A 16,296-nucleotide genomic window follows, 5' to 3' on the forward strand; every position below is an offset into this window, starting at 1 on the left:
CATCAGATCGCTGTGTAGTTAATGACAAAAAGTTAAAGCGGCTCGCGCACGCCGAGCCCGTGCATGAAGCGCTCCCGGATTTGTACGGGATCGCGCCTTGTGGTGCCGACGCCCGGCTTGTCGTCGATGCGGACCGCGATCAGGCTCGGCTCGGCGGCGGACATCGCCGCATCGACCAGGCGCTCGAAATCCTCCTCGTCCGCAGCCCAGGCGCTATTCGCAAGGCCGGAGCCTGCTGCGATGGCAACGATATCCGCGACGCTGGCCGCGGGTGTCGGCTGTGCGCCGGTAATCTGATAGATGCCGTTGTCCATCACGATCATGATGAGGTTCTTCGGCTTCAACGTCGCGATCGTCGAGAGCGCGCCGAGCTGCATCAACAGCGAGCCATCGCCTTCGAGCGCGAAGACGCGGCGGTCGGGCTGCGCCAGCGCCACGCCGAGCGCGATCGGGAAGGCGAGTCCCATGCTGCCCAGCATGTAGAAATTCTGCGGGCGATGCCCGGCGGCCCAGAGGTCGAAATTGGTGTTGCCGATGCCGCCGATCACGGCTTCCTCGTGCTTGAGCTTTGCGATCAGGCGCGAGGTCACATCGAACCGGTTCATCACCTTGGTATTGCCAGTGTTCATGGTGGCGCTCACTTGTCGAAAACCTTGCCGCCGGTGAGCAGCGGGTTGAGGATCAGGGCCACCGGCGCCTGTGTCGTGACGGCCTGCTTGATCGAACGGTCGGCGATGAATTCGAGCTCGTCGAGCCGGGTGATGGTGTGGTGCTCCAGCGCCAGCGAATCCAGCATCGGACGCATGGTGCGGCAGACCAGCGACTGGCCGTAGTTGAACTCGCCGAGCGTGCCGCGCTCGGACACGAACATGATCAGCGGGATCTGGTAGGGCACCGCGAGCGAGGCGAGCACATTGGCGAGGGTGGCGAAGCCAGAGGTCTGCATCAGCACCGCGCCGCGCCGCCCACCCATCCAGGCGCCCGAGACGATGCCGACGGCTTCCTCCTCGCGGGCAGTGGCGAAGGTGGTGAAGAAAGGATCGGCGTGCAGGTTCTTGATCAGGGGCGTCAGCACCCGGTCGGGCACGTAGGGAATGAGGCTGATCTCGTTGCGCTTCAGGGTTTGCAGGACGATGCCGTGCCAGCTCTGGTCACCGGACGCCTGTCCCTGCGTCTGCTGTTCCGCAATCGCCATTGCGTTCTCCCTTGGCGTATTTTCTTGGGCCGCGCATGCTTCTTGGTTCTGGCCGTCGCGGCGATCGGTCGAACTTGACGGAGCAGGCGGGATTGTCAACATGTCCGGGCCGCACCGTGATCTGCGCTGGACGGCCTGCCGCGGTCGGCGCCGCCATGTCATAAGCGGCGACAACGAGAAAACGGGAGGGGGCACGGACGGGCGCGCATCGCGCCGACCTTGCGGATTTCCCTGGAGAGCCGGAAGGGTCCTGATGTCCGTCAACAGCAAGCGCGTCTTCTACTCCAATTATTTGGCCAATCCGATCTATGTCGACATCCTGAAGGCGCGGCCCGACGTTCGGCTCGACCGCATCGAGAACGGGAGTCCCGAAGATGTCTACGCGCCGATCCTGAATGCGGCGCACGTTTACCAGATCGGCGCCGCCCGGGACGAGCTCGCCCCGCATTTCCACGTCGATGCCACCTTCCTGAGGCGGACGCCGAACCTGCTGCTGGTCTCCAGCAATGGCGCGGGCTTCGACCCTGTCGACGTCGAGGCCTGCACGGATGCGGGCGTGCTGGTCGTCAACCAGTCCGGCGGCAATGCCCATTCGGTTGCCGAGCACGCGCTGGCGATGATGCTGACCTTGTCCAAGCGCATCATCCAGTCCGACCGCCGCCTGCGCCGCGAGCGCGACGTCAACCGCAATGATCTGGTCGGCAACGAGGTCGAGCACAAGACCGTCGGCATCATCGGCCTCGGCAATGTCGGCCGCCGCATCGCCGCGCTTTGCAAGGGCCTGCTCGGCATGAAGGTGCTGGCCTACGACCCGTATTTGTCGGCCGAAGTGATGGCCGAACGGGGCGGCGAGAAGGTCGAGCTCGACGAGCTGTTGCGCCGCGCCGATTTCGTTTCGATCTCTTGTCCGCTCGACAAGAGCAGCCGCAACATGATCAGCACGCGCGAGTTCGGGCTGATGCAGCCGCATGCGTATTTCATCACCACGGCGCGCGGCTTCATCCATGACGAGGATGCGCTGCTCCAGGCCCTGCGCGACAAGCGCATCGCCGGTGCCGGCCTCGACGTCTGGTCCAAGGAGCCGCCACCGCCCGAGCATCCGCTGCTCCAGTTCGACAACGTGCTGGCGAGCCCGCACACCGCGGGAGTGACCATCGAAGCGCGCCAGAACATGGGGCGGATCGCGGCCGAGCAGGTGCTGGACACGCTCGACGGCAAGCGCCCGCCGCGCATCATCAATCCCGAGGTCTGGCCGCGTTATGCGGAGCGCTTCAAGCAGGCTTTTGGCGTGACGCCGGGGTAGGGCGCGAAGGCTCGGCGCGCTCCGATCATTGGTTACCACGACGGAAAGGCAAAGCGCCGCATCTTATCGAGCGGGTAAGTGAACGCGTATCACTTGTCCTGTAGTTGAAAGTCCATGAGCATATTTTCGATTGCGACATCCGGACTTTCGGCGGCGAGTTTGCGCGTGAACGTGGCCGCGAGCAACATCGCGAATGTTCAAACGACCGGCCCGCTGCCGGGGTCGGGCGGGTCGAGCCCGTCGGCCGTTACAGGCAGTCCGGGCATTGCTCCGACGTTTCCTGCGGCTTACGTGCCATTGCGCGTCGACCAGGTCGACCAAACGCCGGGCGGCACGATCGCGAAGGTGTCGACGGTATCGCCGAGCTATACCGCGCAATCCGACCCAAGCGCTTCCTTCGCAAACCAGGATGGGCTGGTCGCAGCGCCGAATGTCGATATCGCCAGCGAATTCGTTCAACTGGCGGCCGCCAAGTACAGCTTCATTGCCAATGCGAAAGTCATTCAGGCTTACGCGGAAACGACAGAGTCGCTTCTCGACATCACCACATGAGGGCGGACTGCCGCCTGGATGGGCGGCGGGAACCTTGCCGGTCCTTGATCCGCGTCAAAATCTCCTTCCCCGGTCCGGCTTAAATGGGATTAGAGTGCGGCCGGGGCAGCAGGGAGGTCCCATGTCAACCTATGTCGTCAAGTTCATGAAAGATGTGCTCGGCGAGTACGGCCGGCAGAGCGAGATTTGCCAGGGTACGCTGGAAATCGACGCCTCCGACGAGGACGAGGCCAGGGAGCGGGCGAAGGCCAGGTTCTGCAAGGACCAGGCCCTGCATCACTGGTCGCTGCATGCCGACCGCATCCATGTGAGAGCGGCCGACTTTCCGTCCTGAGGTCTACCGGCCCGGCGCCACGACGGGTGGGGGCGCCGTGGTCCCCGCGCCGAGCGATCGCTGCACCATGACGGTGTCGGACCAGCGGCCGTGGCGATAGGCCACGCCGCAAAGCAGGCCGGCGCGCGCGAAGCCGAACTTCTCGTGCAGCGCCAGCGAGGGCGCGTTGTCGGCGTCGATATAGCCGATCATCTGGCGGAAGCCGGCCGCCGCACAAGCATCGATCAACTCGTGCAGCAGCAGCCGTCCGACCCCGCGGCCGAGCTGCTCGTGGTGGACGTAGATCGAGTGCTTGGCCGTGTAGCGATAGGCCGGGCGCTTGCGGAACAGCACCGCATAGGCATAGCCGACCACCTCGCCGCGAAACGTCGCGACCAGATGCGGCAGGCGGGTCTGCTTGAGGTTCTTGCGCCGGTCGCGCAGATCGTCCGGCTCGGGCGCACCGGTTCCCTCGATGTCGCGCGTCACGCCGCTGCGGACGTGATGGCGGTAGATCGCCAGCATCGCCTCGACATCGCTGTCGCGTGACGGCCTGACCAGGACGGCTTCGTCGCTCGCGCGCGCAGCTGTTTCGTTCATTCGCACCTACTCGGCAACGACGTAAGTATAGAGCCCGATGCGCCCCTGGGCATCGATCTCCTTGTAGACGCCCTGGATCTCGACGTCGAAGCCCGGAAACGTGTTGAAACAGGTTTCGAACATCTTGAGATAATCGACCATGGGCTTGGCCCGTTCCGTCAGCCGCTCGCCGGGCACGATGGTGGCGATGCCGGGCGGATAGACCACGAAGGGCGTGGTCGCGATGCGGCCCGCGATGGCCTCGATCGGCAAATAGTCGACATCGTTCTTGAACAGATAGCGCGCGGCATCGCGGGGCGACATCGCGATCTCAGGCATGTGCTCAGGCATGAACTGCCGGGCCTGAAGCGCGCTGACGTCGGCGGTGCGGAAGAAACGGTGCATCTCGCCGCAGAGGTCGCGTAAGCGCACACCGGCATAGCGCGCCTGCCGACGCTGATAGAACTCCGGGATGACGTCGGCCAGCAGCGCGTTGTCATCGTGGAGCTTCTTGAAGGCGACAAGGCCCGAGATCAGCGTGCCGGCCTTGCTCGCCTCGACGCCGGGGGTCAGCAGGAAGAGCAGGGAGTTGAGGTCGTTCTTCTCGGGGACGATGCGGTTCTCGCGCAGATATTGCGCCACGACGGGGGCGGGGATGCCGTGCTCGGCATAGGCGCCTGAGCGGTCGAAGCCGGGGGTGAGCAGCGTCAGCTTGTTCGGATCTGTCATGGCAAACCCCTCGGCCATGCCGGGGAAGCCGTGCCAGTTGGTATCGGGCGAGAGCTGCCACAGCGCGGCGTTGGTGGCGAGCTCATCGGTCGAGAGGGTTTCCCAGGCGACGTTGTGGACGGCGCCCGGGCGGCCGACATCGGGAATGGCGACGCGGTCGGGAACGAAGGGCTCGAAGAACCAGCGCCGATCGGCGTTCTGCTCCTTCTCTTCGAACTCCCTGCGCATCGCGCGGATCTTCTTGCGCAGCTCGATGCCGAGGCGGATCGTGTCGTCCCACAGCACTTCGCCGGAGCGGCCCTTCATCATCTGCGCGCCGACGTCGAGCGAGGCAAACAGCGGATAGAAGGGTGACGTGGAGGCGTGCTGCATGAAGCTTTCGTTGAAACGGCGGTGCTCGACGCGTCGCTTCTGGCCGCGGATGTGGCGGTCCTTGATGTGGATCTGGGAGGCCTGCGAGAAGCTGGCCAGCTGCTTGTGGGTCGATTGCGTCGCGATGATGCCCGGTGCTTCCGGCGGAAGGTTCGCCAGCCCCATGGCGAAACGGCCGGCATAGAGCGGGTGGAATTTCATGAAGCCGGCCCAGGCCTCGTCGAACAGGATGTACTCGCAGAGATGGCCGATGCGCTTCAGGATCATCTCGGCGCTGTGGATCGTCCCATCATAGGTGCACTGTTCGACGACGGCGACGCGGAACGGCCGCTCCTTGCGCCAGGCCTCCTTGTCCGTGACCAGCGGGTGATTGCGGATCGCCTCGCGCAAGGTCTTCTCGTCCAGCACGTCCCAGCGCATCGGGCCGATCAGGCCCCAGGCGTTGCGGATGGTCGGCACGTAAACCGGGACGCCGCCGTTGATCATCAGGGCGCCGTGATGGGCAGCCTTGTGGTTGTTGCGGTCGAACAGCACGAGGTCGCCGTCGGTGACGAGGGCGCCGAGCGCGACCTTGTTCGAGGTCGAGGTGCCGTTGAGCACGAAATAGGTCTTCTCCGCGCCAAAAATCTGCGCGGCTTCCTTTTGCGCCTTCAGCGCCGGCCCCTCGTGGGTGAGGAGGTCGCCGAGATCGAGCACGGAATTGTCGAGGTCGTCGCGGAACACGGATTCGCCGAGATGCTCGACGAAGACCCGGCCGATCGGGCTGCGGTTGTAGAATACGCCGCCATTGTGCCCCGGGCAGGTCCAGAGCTGGTTGCCTTCCTCGGCATAGTCGACCAGGGCACCGAAGAACGGCGTCTTCAGCGTTTCGGCATATTGCTTGAGCCGGCTGATCAGATTCTTGGCGATGAAGGTCGGCGTCTCCTCGGACAGGAAGACATAGCCGTCGATGAAATCGAGCACCTCGACCGGCAGGTCCTCGAAGCGCTTGCGCCGGATCAGGAGGATGATCGGGAAATCGAGGCCGCGGCGGCGCATCAAATTGATCAGCGCCGAGGTCTTGCCCTCCAGGCCCTTCTTGCCCCAGTCCACCACCATGCAGCCGATCGCGGCGTCGGTCTGCACCGCCATCTCGGCATCCTCGAGCTTGCGCGCCCGGACCACCTCGAAGCCGGAGCGCTGGATCTCCTCGATGATCTGGTTGAAGCGGACGCCTTCGAGATCGTCGGCGTCGAACACTGGTGCGGCGAACAGGAAGTTGAAGCGCTTGAAATAGTCCATGTCGGGTCCTGAATGTGCCAGAGACACAGCTCATCGACACATTCGATGACAGCTGGATGACACTGACCCGATCCAGGCATGGCTCGGATGACAAGGCAGGTCAGCCGAGCAGCTTGTCCAGCGTGATCGGGAAGTGCCGGACACGCTTGCCGGTGGCATGATAGACGGCGTTCGCGATTGCCGCAGGCACGCCCACGATGCCGATCTCGCCGAGACCCTTGACGCCGAGCTTGTTGATTCGGTCGTCCGGCTCGTCGACGAAGATGACGTCGATGTCGTGAATATCGGCATTCACCGGGATGTGGTACTCGGCGATGTTCGCGTTCATGATGCGGCCGAAGCGGTGGTCCATGACCGTCTCCTCGTGCAGCGCCATTCCGATCCCCCAGACCACGCTGCCCATGATCTGGCTGCGGCCTGTCTTGGTATTCAGGATCCGCCCGGCCGCGACGGCGCTCACGACTCGCGTGACCCGAATGACGCCGAGTTCCTCGTCGACCTTCACCTCGGCGAAGACAGCCGAATGCGTGTTGCGGGCGTGCGACTTGTCCTCCGCGAACTGGTTGAGCTTCTGCTTCTCGATCCGCTCGAGCTTGCCGTGACGCATCACATCGGCGATCGAGACAGCGCGGCTCTTGTCGCCGGCCTTGGAAATCGTGCCGTCAACAAGAACCATTTCCGATGCATTGAGGCCGCCAAGTGGCGAGTCAGGTATCGCCTTGGCCAGACGCGCGAGCTCCTGGCGAATGTCCTCGGCCGCTCCCAAGACCGCATGTGCGCTCGAAGCGGCCATCCAGGAGCCGCCCTCGACGGGCGCTTGGGGCAGGGTTGAATCGGCAAGCTTCACGTCGATATTCCCGATCGGCAGCCCGAGGGCGTCGGCCGCGACCTGCGCCATGATGGTGTAGGTGCCGGTGCCGATATCGGACGCGGCGCAGGATACCTCGGCGTGGCCGTTGGCGGTCAGCACGATGCGCACGGCGACCGGCATCTGCAGCGCCTCCCACACCCCTGTCGCCATGCCCCAGCCGACCAGGTCCTTGCCATCGCGCATCGCACGCGGCGCGGGATTGCGGCGGGCCCAGCCGAAGGCTTCCGCGCCACGGGCGTAACATTCGCGCAGCTGCTTGCTGGTGAAGGGCAGGTCTTCGCTCTGGTCGCGATCCGAGTAGCACTTCAGGCGCAGCTCGATCGGATCGAGCTTGAGTGCGACGGCCAAGCTCGTCCATGGCGCATTCGAGTGCGCAGACGCCCGTTGCCGCGCCCGGCGCACGCATGTCGCAGGGGGTGGGGACGTCCAGGTGGACGAGCTTGTGGGAGAGGCGACTGTTGGGGCTCTTGTAGAGCTGCTGCGCCCAGCCGGTGTCATTGCGTGAGAAATCCTCGTAGCGCGAGGTGACGGCAATGGCTTCGTGCGTGACCGCATCGAGCGTGCCGTCCGACTTTGCGCCGAGCGCGACGCGCTCGATGGTCATCGGCCGGTAGCCGAGCCCATACATCTGCTGCCGCGTCAATACGACACGAACGGATCGCTTCAGCGCGAGGGCGGCAAGCGTTGCCAGCACCACCTGGTGCTGCGGCCGCAGGCCGGAGCCGAAGGCGCCGCCGACATAGGGCGAGACCACGCGGATGTCCTCCGGCTTCATGTCGAACACGCCGCAGAGATATTTATGGACGTTCTGGACGCCCTGCGTCTTGTCGTAGACCGTGAGGCTGCCGCTGCCGTCCCAGACCGCTGTCGTCGCATAGAGCTCCATCGGGTTGTGGTGCTCGGTCGGGAGGACGTAGTCGGCCTCATGGCGAACCGCTGCCCCAGCCAGCGCCGCTGCGGCGTCGCCGCGCGGCTTGTGCGGCTGGTCCACCTTGGCGGATGTGCCGCGTTCGGTTTCGAGATCGGTCGCAAACGCCTCCTGCTCGTATTCGACACGCACGCGCGTTGCCGCGAATTTGGCAGTTTCCCAGTCCTCCGCGATGACGAGCGCGATTGGCTGACCGTTGAACTTGACCCTGTCGTCGTAAAGCGGGCGGAAGGGTGAACCCTTCTCCGGCGCCACCTCGTCCTTCCAGGCCTCATCCTTGTCGGCGAGGGCCACGCGATGCGTATGCGTGAGCACGTCGACCACGCCCCTCACCTTCAGCGCGTCGCTGGTGTCGAGCCGAGCGATGCGCCCGCGCGGAACCGTGGCATCGACGATGAAGCCATGGAGGAGGCCGTCTGCCGCGAATTCGCCGGCATATTTGGCGGCGCCAGTGACTTTGGCCCGGCCATCGACGCGGGACGTTGGTGTTCCGACATAGCCGTTCATCGGTCCCTCACGCGATCTTCTTGTGAGCTTGTGACTGTGGTGTGCCGCTTGCGGCCTGCATCAGCGTACGCACGACGGCCCGGCGTGCGAGTTCGAGCTTGAAGCCGTTGTGCGAACCAGCGACCGCTCCCTGCAGCAGCAGATCGGCAGCGCGTCCAAAATGATCCGGCGTTGCCGCCTGGCCGCGCAACGCCGCTTCAGCTTCGAGCCTGCGCCACGGCTTGTGAGCCACACCGCCGAGTGCCAGGCGCGCTTCGCTGATTGCGTTGCCCTCCAGTTCGAGCGCAGCCGCGACCGAGACCAAGGCAAAGGCGTACGACAGCCGGTCACGGATCTTCAGATAGCTGTAGTTCCGGGCAAAGCCGCGCGGCGGCAGCCCGATCGCGGTGATGATCTCGCCGGTGCTGAGATTGGTATCGACGTGAGGTTTGTCGCCTGGAAGCCGATGGAAATCTGTCAGCGCGATGGTGCGCTCACCGGTGGGGCCTGCGATGTGCACCAGCGCGCCGAGCGCGGCCAGCGCCACGCTCATGTCGGATGGGTTGGTCGCGATGCAGGAATTGCTGGCGCCTAGGATCGCGTGGTTGCGGTTGAGACCGTCGATCGCCGAGCAGCCGCTGCCGGGCTCTCGCTTGTTACAAGGGGTGGTCGTATCATAGAAATAGGCGCAACGCGTTCGCTGCATCAGATTGCCGCCGACCGAAGCCATGTTGCGCAATTGCGCGGAGGCGCCGGCGAGGATGGCGCTGGCGAGCAGGGGATAGCGCTGTTCGATCAACGGATGGTAAGCAAGGTCCGAATTCGGCACCAGGGCGCCGATGCGCAGCCCCTGATCGGGTGTCTCCTCGACGTTGCGGAGCGGCAGGCGGGAGATGTCGATCAGCCGCGAGGGGCGTTCGACGTTCTCCTTCATCAGGTCGATCAGATTGGTCCCGCCGGCAATCAGTTTTGCGCCAGGATCGGCGGCCAGAAGGCGGATCGCGTCGGCGACATCGTTGGCGCGGGAATACTGAAAATTATTCATGACCGGCTCATCGCCTGCTCGATCGCAGCCACGATGTTGGGATATGCGCCGCAGCGACAAAGATTTCCGCTCATCAACTCCCGGATCTCGTCGGCATCGCGCGCCCGACCTTCGGCCAACAAGCCCGCGGCAGAGCAAATCTGTCCCGGCGTGCAATAGCCGCACTGGAAGGCATCGTGGTCGATGAAGGCCTGTTGCAGGGGATGCAACGTGCCGTCCCTGGCCAAGCCTTCGATCGTCGTGATCTCGGCGCCATCCTTCATGACCGCGAGGGTCAGGCAGGAATTGACCCGTCTTCCGTCGACCAGCAGGGTGCAAGCGCCGCATTGGCCGTGATCGCAGCCTTTCTTGGTGCCGGTCAACTCCAAGCGGTCACGCAGCGCATCGAGAAGCGTGGTCCACGGCACGACCTGAAGCGCGCGCCTTTCGCCATTGACGACGAGGTTGATCAGAATGCGCTCGGGGATCGTAGTGTCGGCCATATCCTAATTCCTTGCGGAAAGGCCGAGCTGGACAAATAGTGGAAGTGACGCAAGAATGCGCTGCCGCCGCTGGCCGATAGCGCCCAACGGATGACGCGTTGCTTGGTTCCAGACCGATTCCCCCGACCGGATAGACGAGGTCAGCGCTTCACTTCGCCGAATACCACCGTCGGCACCGCGCGGTTGACGATTTCGCGCAGGGCAAAGCTCGATTGCACGCGCGCGACGCGCGGCAGGCGGGACAGCTCGGTGCGGTGGATGCGCTCGAAATCCTGGATGTCGCGGGCAAGCACGATCAGGATGTAGTCGTCGGTTCCCGACATCAGGAAGCAGCGCACGACGGAAGGGCATTTCACCACCTCCGCCTCGAACGCCTTCAACGCGTCGTCGCTCTGGCTTTCCAGCGCGATGCGCACCAACACGGTGATGGTGAGGCCGAACTGGGCGAGATCGAGTGCGGCCTGGTAGGCCTGGATGTAGCCCTCGTCCTCCAGAGCCTTCTGCCGCCGGGCCAGCGCCGTGCTGGAGAGCCCGACCTTGTTGGCAAGCTCGGTGTGGCTGGCACGCGCATTGGTCGTGAGTTCCGCGAGGATCGCGAGGTCTTTCCGGTCGAGGGCCAATGTTTCGTTTCCAGCGTGAAAGGGCAGCTTGGCGCCGGAAACCGGCGCGCGCCTGCCGAAACTAGCGGATATTTGCACGAAACCAAACCGGTCCCGTCGCTACGATGAGGAACAGAATCAAGGCGTCGGCAAAGGAGCCCGGAAGATGCGCGTCGGTGTGCCCAAGGAGATCAAGGTGCAGGAATATCGCGTCGGGCTCACCCCGGGCGCCGTCCGTGAATATGTCGCGGCCGGGCACCAGGTCACGGTCGAGACCGGCGCCGGCGGCGGCATCGGCGCATCCGACGAGGTGTATCGGCGGGCAGGGGCCACCATTGCCGAGAGCGCCCGCGACATCTTTGCCAAGTCCGACATGATCGTGAAGGTAAAGGAGCCGCAGAAGAGCGAATGGGCCCAGCTCCGGGACGGCCAGATCCTGTTCACTTATCTTCATCTTGCGCCGGATCCGGAGCAGGCCAAGGGCCTGCTTGCCTCCGGCTGCACCGCGATCGCCTATGAAACCGTCACGGACGCGAACGGTCACCTCCCGCTGCTCGCCCCGATGAGCGAAGTCGCCGGCCGACTCGCCATCGAGGCCGCCGGCGCCGCGCTCAAGCGCTCGGCCGGCGGCCGCGGCCTGTTGCTGGGCGGCGTGCCCGGCGTGCAGCCGGCGCGCGTCGTCGTGCTCGGCGGCGGCGTGGTCGGAACGCAGGCGGCGCGCATGGCCGCAGGCCTCGGTGCCGAAGTCACCGTGATCGACCGCTCGATCCCGCGCTTGCGCCAACTGGACGATCTTTTTGCCGGACGCGTGCGTACCCGCTTCTCGACCATCGAATCGGTCGAGGACGAGGTCTTCACCGCCGACGTCGTGATCGGTGCGGTGCTGGTGCCGGGCGCCAGCGCCCCCAAGCTGGTCACGCGCGCGATGCTGAAGTCGATGCGGCCGGGTGCGGTGCTGGTCGATGTGGCGATCGACCAGGGCGGCTGCTTCGAGACTTCGCACGCGACCTCGCATACCGACCCGACCTATGAGGTGGACGGCGTCGTGCACTATTGCGTTGCCAATATGCCGGGCGCGGTGCCGGTGACGTCGAGCCAGGCGCTGAACAATGCGACACTGCCGTTCGGCCTGATGCTCGCGAACAAGGGCTTTGCCGCGGTGCTGGAAAACCCGCATTTGCGAAATGGGCTGAACGTCCATCGCGGGCGCATCACCAACAAGGCGGTGGCGGAGAGCCTCGGGCTGGAGTTTGCTCCGGTGGAGAGTGGGCTGGCGGCTTAGCGGCGCGGCGTACGCGGATGTCTCACCCTTTCCCACAAGGGGAGAGGGTGCACCGGTTCTGCCGAGCGATCAACGTTCACGCCTTCGTCAGCCTGTACTGCCGCAGATCGGGATCATGGGTCATGCGCCAATAGTCCACGAACCGCCACGGCATCGCCGAAAACACCCGACCACTCGAATTGCGATAGTAGGTGCTCATGCCAGGGTGCGTCCAGATCATCGCTTCGTGCTCGACATCGACCTTACGGACGTAGTCGTCGAGCACGTCCTGGCGGACGTCGATGGCAGCGACGTCGTGCTCGATCATTTCGGCGAGGCAGGCGGCGATGTAGCGGCTCTGGCATTCCGACTGGAAGATGACGCTGCCGCCATGCGCCGGGCCGGAGTTGGGGCCGAGCATGCAGAAGAAGTTGGGGAAATCGGGCACGGTGAGGCCGAGGAACGCGGTCGGATTGTCGTTGGCCCAGGCTTGGCGCAAATCCTTGCCGTTGCGGCCGCTGATGTTGAGGCGGGCGGCCATTTCCGTCACCTTGAAACCGGTTGCGACCACGATGATGTCGGCAGGGCGGTGATTGCCATCGGCGGTTACGATGCCGCGCTGGTCGAAATGATCGATTGCGTCGGTGACGAGCTCCACGTTCGGCCGCGTCAACGTCTTGAACCAGTTGTTGTCGAGCAGGATGCGCTTGCCGTAGGGCGGATAGGTCGGCACGCATTTCTCGATCAGGTCCGGCCGGCCCTGCAATTCCGACAGGATGAAATCGGTCAGCTCCTGGCGGTGCCGGTCGTTGCCCTTGTTGACGGCACGCTCGGGATGCGGCCAGGCCGGGTCCTTGCGCAGGAAAGGCAAGAGGCCGTCGCCATAGCGCCAGAACATGTTAAAGCGGTACCATTGCACGTAGAAAGGCAGATGCGCCAACAGCCAGCGCGCACCCTCGCTGATCGGATCGGCATAGCCCTTCACCGGCCGCGCCCATTGCGCGCTGCGCTGATAGACGGTGACCGAGGCGACGCGGCCGGCGATCGACGGCACCAGCTGCATCGACGTCGCGCCGGTGCCGATCACGGCGACATGCTTGCCGTCGATGTTGATGTCATCGGACCACAGCGCCGAATGCAGGATCGTTCCCGTGAACTTGTCCTCGCCCTCGAAGTGTGCACGGGAGGGATCGTTGAGCTGGCCGATGGCCGAGACCAGCGCGGTGGATTCGAAGGTCTCTTCGCCGCTCTCGGTCTTGAGCGTCGAGATCCAGCGCCTTTTGCCTTCGTCCCAGCGCGACGAGGTCAGCTCGGTTTTGATGCGCAGGTGCTCGCGGATGCCGTATTCGTCGGCGACCTTCTGAAGATAGCCGAGCAGTTCCTCGCGCTGGCAGAAGTAGCGGGTCCATGCATTCCCGGAGCCGAAGGAATAAGAATAGGAATGGTTCGGCGTATCGACGCCGCAGCCGGGATAGCGGTTGATCCACCAGGTGCCGCCAAGCTCGGCGTTCTTCTCGACGATGGTGTAGGGAATGCCGAGATGACCGAGCGCCACGCCGAGCGCAATGGCGCAGACGCCGGCACCGACGATCAGCACGTGCTGCTCCGCGAGCTTGTCGCTCGATGGCTGCTTGGTCCAACGCGCCTCGCGCGCAACAAACCCCATCTCCTCGCGCATCAGCGGGGCGTATTCCGGCGCGACATTCTCGCCGAGGCAGCCGCGCATCATCTTCAGCAGCAGCTCGTCGCCGGGATCAGTGATGACGGGCTTCGGCGTGCCATTGGCGAAGAGCTTCACCACCGCGGCGCGGATTTCGTCCTGGATTTCCTTGGGCACGCCTGCCTCGGGATCGGGAATGAGGCGGATGTCGCGCTTGGGCAAGTACGGCGCAGCGAGCCATTTCTCGTCGCCGGTCATATGCACCAGCACCATCAGGAGGCAGCGGATGTCGCCTTCTGCGATGGTCGAGGCAAGGTCGAGCGGCCTGTGCGGAGATTCGATGTTCATGGCGTGTCCTGGTCTCCGGAGCCGGTGAAGAGGCCGCGCGTCATTAGCTTGCGATAAGCGGAGATGACGTGCTCGGGCACAGCGGTGACGCCGCCGGCCGAGTAGGAGTAGCGGCGGCTGAGATAGCCGCGCGCACCCATCAGCATGTGGACGATCGCCTCGAACTCCTCGTCGCTGAAATCCGCGATGGCGCCGGCAAGGCGCGCACGGCGGAGGATGCGGACATAGGCGACCGAGATGTTGTCGAGATGTTTCTGGTAACCGATGGGTGCGAAGAATTCGGCCTCGTTGAGGATGCGCAAAAATTCCGGCACCTCGCGGATGAAGTCGAAGAAGGCGGCGAAACGCTCGATCTCCTGCCGCGCCGCATCCGCCGTGCCGGTGCGTACGCGGATGAACTCGACCATGTCGAGGCCGATCTTGGGCAGCAGCTGGTCGAGCAGCTCCTGGCGGTTCTCGAAATGATTGTAGAAGGTGCCCTGCGCGACGCCGGCCTGTTCGGTGATGCGGGCGACGGAGGCTTCGGCATAGCCATGCTTGCCGACGACCTTGGTGGCGGCCTCGAAGATCTTCTGCTTGGTCCAGGCGTTGCGCTCGATGCGGTTGAGCTTTGTGACTTTCGCGGTGGCTGGGCCTTGCGTCATGCCACGGTCTCCAGTTCGGCGCGCAGCACGCGCTTGAGAATTTTTCCAGATGGATTGCGCGGGAGGCTGTCGCGGATGATCAGCTCTTTCGGCACCTTGAAGCTCGCGAGCCGCGCGCGGCAATGCTCGGTGAGGGCAGGGAGCTCGAGCCTGGCGCCCTCGGTCAGCACGACGATCGCGACCGGCCGTTCACCCCAGCGTGCGTCGCGCAGGCCGATCACCGCGACCTCGCGCACCCCAGGCAATTCATAGATGACGCGCTCGACCTCGGAGGAGGCGATGTTCTCGCCGCCGGAGATGATCATGTCCTTCTTGCGGTCGGTCAGATACAGGAAGCCATCCTCATCGAGATAACCGACGTCGCCGCTGCGGAACCAGTCGCCGAAGAAGGCGGACGCCGTCTTGTCCGGATCCTTCCAGTAGCCGCGCGTGATCTTCGGTCCGCGCAGGCAGATCTCGCCGTTAACGTTCGCCGGCACGGCCTTGCCGTCCTCGTCGCGGATCTCGATCTCGACATGGGCAATCGCACGCCCGGTCGAGCCGATCTTCTCGATCTCGCGGCCGGCCTCCATGAAGGTGTCGCCGCCGACGGTTTCGGTGAGGCCATAGGCATCGATATAGCGCGCGTTGCGGAAATATTCGGCGAAGGCGCGGATGCGCAGCTCCGGCGTTTTCTCGCCGCCGCCGATGGCCCATTGCAGGCTGGAGACGTCGTAGCGCTCGCGCGTCGGGCAGGTGAGCATCGCGCTGGTCATCACAGGTGCGAACCAGGCTGCGTTGAGCTTGTCCTCGGCGATCGCTGCAAGCGCCGTCTCCGGCTCGAAATTGCGTTCGATGCGAATGAAGCCGCCGTGCCAGAGCACCGCGAGGCCGGGAAGGTCGAGCGCGCCGACGTGATAGAGTGGGCCGACGACGAGAAGGCGGGTCTCGGCGCTGAGGCCGAGCGCGATCGTCTGGTCGGCGGACTTCCAGTAGAAATTATCGTAAGACAGCATCACGCCCTTGGGGCGGTCGGTCGTGCCCGAGGTATACATCAGCCGCATCAGGTCCGATGGTGCGCGGACATGCATCGGCGCGGGCAGCGCATCGCCAGCAAGACGCGCAAGGCTCTGCTGCGCGGCCTCGTCGAGCACGACAACCTCTTTGCCCGCGGCATTCGCAGCCAATTCCTCGTCGACGATCAGAAGCCGTGCGCCGGCATTGCCGGTGATGTAGCCGACCTCGTCGCGGGAGAGGCGGAAGTTGATCGGCAAGAACACCGCGCCGAGATGGCTGGTGGCGAAGACGAGCTCCAGGAAAGCCGCACTGTTCTTCATCAGCACGGTCACGACATCGCCGGCGCCGATGCCCTGCGCGGCCAGCCAGCCCGCCACCGTTCGGACACGCGCATCGAACGCCGCGTAGGAAATCTCCTCGCCGCGATATTTCAGCGCGGGCCGGTCCGGCGTGCGCCGGGCATGAAAGGCGATGAAACTCGAAAGATTGATCATTTGCGGACTTTTGGGCCGTTTGTCGGCCGCACTTCCTCCTACAATGAATTCTGACTCGTAATTCATCTTCGGCTTGACGTCACCCCCCACCCTCTGAAATCCTCCGGAATACGGAGACGACACGATCTCCGACAGGGATTTGAAACGCCGACCCGACA

14 protein-coding genes and 1 pseudogene are annotated in these 16,296 nt (G+C 64.4%); 4 read left to right on the forward strand and 11 right to left on the reverse strand.

The window, feature by feature from the left end; genetic code table 11:
- Window positions 1-32: 32 nt before the first annotated feature.
- Window positions 33-629 carry a thiamine pyrophosphate-dependent enzyme gene (locus GGD65_RS36125; RefSeq protein ID WP_177237101.1) on the reverse strand — a complete coding sequence of 199 codons (597 nt, stop codon included), beginning with the start codon at window positions 627-629 and terminating at the stop codon, window positions 33-35.
- Between the two features lie 8 nt (window positions 630-637).
- Window positions 638-1,195, reverse strand: a complete 558-nt coding sequence (locus GGD65_RS36130) for a thiamine pyrophosphate-binding protein (protein ID WP_183238298.1) — start codon at window positions 1,193-1,195, stop codon at window positions 638-640.
- Window positions 1,196-1,448: 253 nt separating this feature from the next.
- On the opposite strand from GGD65_RS36130, the gene GGD65_RS36135 reads away from it, so the two are divergent.
- From GGD65_RS36135 to GGD65_RS36145, 3 genes are all read left to right on the forward strand, one after another.
- A complete protein-coding gene (locus GGD65_RS36135; RefSeq protein ID WP_183238299.1) occupies window positions 1,449-2,498 on the forward strand; it encodes a hydroxyacid dehydrogenase in 1,050 nt (349 codons plus the stop codon).
- A gap of 114 nt (window positions 2,499-2,612) precedes the next feature.
- Window positions 2,613-3,050, forward strand: a complete 438-nt coding sequence (locus GGD65_RS36140) for a flagellar basal body rod protein FlgC (protein WP_183238300.1) — start codon at window positions 2,613-2,615, stop codon at window positions 3,048-3,050.
- 121 nt (window positions 3,051-3,171) lie between these two features.
- The gene (locus GGD65_RS36145) at window positions 3,172-3,384 is read left to right on the forward strand and encodes a hypothetical protein (protein ID WP_018315882.1); all 213 of its coding nucleotides are present in this window, start codon (window positions 3,172-3,174) and stop codon (window positions 3,382-3,384) included.
- A 3-nt stretch (window positions 3,385-3,387) separates the two neighbouring features.
- On the opposite strand, the gene GGD65_RS36150 is transcribed toward GGD65_RS36145, so the two are convergent.
- The 6 genes and pseudogenes from GGD65_RS36150 to GGD65_RS36175 form a co-directional block, all read right to left on the reverse strand.
- Window positions 3,388-3,963: a GNAT family N-acetyltransferase gene (locus GGD65_RS36150; RefSeq protein ID WP_183238302.1), complete on the reverse strand. Its 576-nt coding sequence runs from the start codon at window positions 3,961-3,963 to the stop codon at window positions 3,388-3,390.
- Window positions 3,964-3,969: 6 nt separating this feature from the next.
- Entirely contained in the window at window positions 3,970-6,324 is a 2,355-nt protein-coding gene (locus GGD65_RS36155; protein WP_183238303.1) for an Orn/Lys/Arg decarboxylase N-terminal domain-containing protein, read from the reverse strand.
- Window positions 6,325-6,424: 100 nt separating this feature from the next.
- Window positions 6,425-8,630: pseudogene (locus GGD65_RS36160) on the reverse strand (xanthine dehydrogenase family protein molybdopterin-binding subunit).
- Window positions 8,631-8,637: 7 nt separating this feature from the next.
- Window positions 8,638-9,654: a xanthine dehydrogenase family protein subunit M gene (locus tag GGD65_RS36165; RefSeq protein WP_018315886.1), complete on the reverse strand. Its 1,017-nt coding sequence runs from the start codon at window positions 9,652-9,654 to the stop codon at window positions 8,638-8,640.
- Window positions 9,651-10,136, reverse strand: coding sequence for a (2Fe-2S)-binding protein (locus GGD65_RS36170; RefSeq protein WP_018315887.1), 486 nt, complete (start codon window positions 10,134-10,136; stop codon window positions 9,651-9,653). The genes GGD65_RS36165 and GGD65_RS36170 overlap by 4 nt, the downstream gene beginning before the upstream one ends.
- Before the next feature lie 140 nt (window positions 10,137-10,276).
- Window positions 10,277-10,756: an Lrp/AsnC family transcriptional regulator gene (locus GGD65_RS36175; RefSeq protein WP_026201569.1), complete on the reverse strand. Its 480-nt coding sequence runs from the start codon at window positions 10,754-10,756 to the stop codon at window positions 10,277-10,279.
- A 145-nt stretch (window positions 10,757-10,901) separates the two neighbouring features.
- Here GGD65_RS36175 and ald point away from each other — a divergent pair, with 145 nt between their 5' ends.
- Window positions 10,902-12,017, forward strand: a complete 1,116-nt coding sequence (ald, locus tag GGD65_RS36180) for an alanine dehydrogenase (RefSeq protein WP_183238304.1) — start codon at window positions 10,902-10,904, stop codon at window positions 12,015-12,017.
- A gap of 76 nt (window positions 12,018-12,093) precedes the next feature.
- On the opposite strand, the gene GGD65_RS36185 is transcribed toward ald, so the two are convergent.
- Genes GGD65_RS36185 through GGD65_RS36195 form a run of 3 tightly spaced genes read right to left on the reverse strand, consistent with a single transcriptional unit; the run spans window position 12,094 to window position 16,138 of the window.
- The gene (locus GGD65_RS36185; protein WP_183238305.1) at window positions 12,094-14,004 is read right to left on the reverse strand and encodes an NAD(P)/FAD-dependent oxidoreductase; all 1,911 of its coding nucleotides are present in this window, start codon (window positions 14,002-14,004) and stop codon (window positions 12,094-12,096) included.
- Window positions 14,001-14,648, reverse strand: a complete 648-nt coding sequence (locus tag GGD65_RS36190) for a TetR/AcrR family transcriptional regulator (protein ID WP_018315891.1) — start codon at window positions 14,646-14,648, stop codon at window positions 14,001-14,003. Before GGD65_RS36190 ends, GGD65_RS36185 begins: the two co-directional genes overlap by 4 nt.
- A complete protein-coding gene (locus GGD65_RS36195) occupies window positions 14,645-16,138 on the reverse strand; it encodes an AMP-binding protein (RefSeq protein WP_183238306.1) in 1,494 nt (497 codons plus the stop codon). The genes GGD65_RS36190 and GGD65_RS36195 overlap by 4 nt, the downstream gene beginning before the upstream one ends.
- Window positions 16,139-16,296: the final 158 nt, after the last annotated feature.

The sequence above is a fragment of the Bradyrhizobium sp. CIR18 genome (genome assembly GCF_014198295.1).
In the GTDB taxonomy this organism is placed as follows: domain Bacteria; phylum Pseudomonadota; class Alphaproteobacteria; order Rhizobiales; family Xanthobacteraceae; genus Bradyrhizobium.

Coding starts and splice junctions, on each gene's coding strand:
- GGD65_RS36125 (WP_177237101.1), bottom strand. CDS start 629: ATGAACACTGGCAATACCAAGGTGATGAACCGGTTCGATGTGACCTCG.
- GGD65_RS36130 (WP_183238298.1), bottom strand. CDS start 1,195: ATGGCGATTGCGGAACAGCAGACGCAGGGACAGGCGTCCGGTGACCAG.
- GGD65_RS36135 (WP_183238299.1), top strand. CDS start 1,449: ATGTCCGTCAACAGCAAGCGCGTCTTCTACTCCAATTATTTGGCCAAT.
- GGD65_RS36140 (WP_183238300.1), top strand. CDS start 2,613: ATGAGCATATTTTCGATTGCGACATCCGGACTTTCGGCGGCGAGTTTG.
- GGD65_RS36145 (WP_018315882.1), top strand. CDS start 3,172: ATGTCAACCTATGTCGTCAAGTTCATGAAAGATGTGCTCGGCGAGTAC.
- GGD65_RS36150 (WP_183238302.1), bottom strand. CDS start 3,963: ATGAACGAAACAGCTGCGCGCGCGAGCGACGAAGCCGTCCTGGTCAGG.
- GGD65_RS36155 (WP_183238303.1), bottom strand. CDS start 6,324: ATGGACTATTTCAAGCGCTTCAACTTCCTGTTCGCCGCACCAGTGTTC.
- GGD65_RS36165 (WP_018315886.1), bottom strand. CDS start 9,654: ATGAATAATTTTCAGTATTCCCGCGCCAACGATGTCGCCGACGCGATC.
- GGD65_RS36170 (WP_018315887.1), bottom strand. CDS start 10,136: ATGGCCGACACTACGATCCCCGAGCGCATTCTGATCAACCTCGTCGTC.
- ald (WP_183238304.1), top strand. CDS start 10,902: ATGCGCGTCGGTGTGCCCAAGGAGATCAAGGTGCAGGAATATCGCGTC.
- GGD65_RS36185 (WP_183238305.1), bottom strand. CDS start 14,004: ATGAACATCGAATCTCCGCACAGGCCGCTCGACCTTGCCTCGACCATC.
- GGD65_RS36190 (WP_018315891.1), bottom strand. CDS start 14,648: ATGACGCAAGGCCCAGCCACCGCGAAAGTCACAAAGCTCAACCGCATC.
- GGD65_RS36195 (WP_183238306.1), bottom strand. CDS start 16,138: ATGATCAATCTTTCGAGTTTCATCGCCTTTCATGCCCGGCGCACGCCG.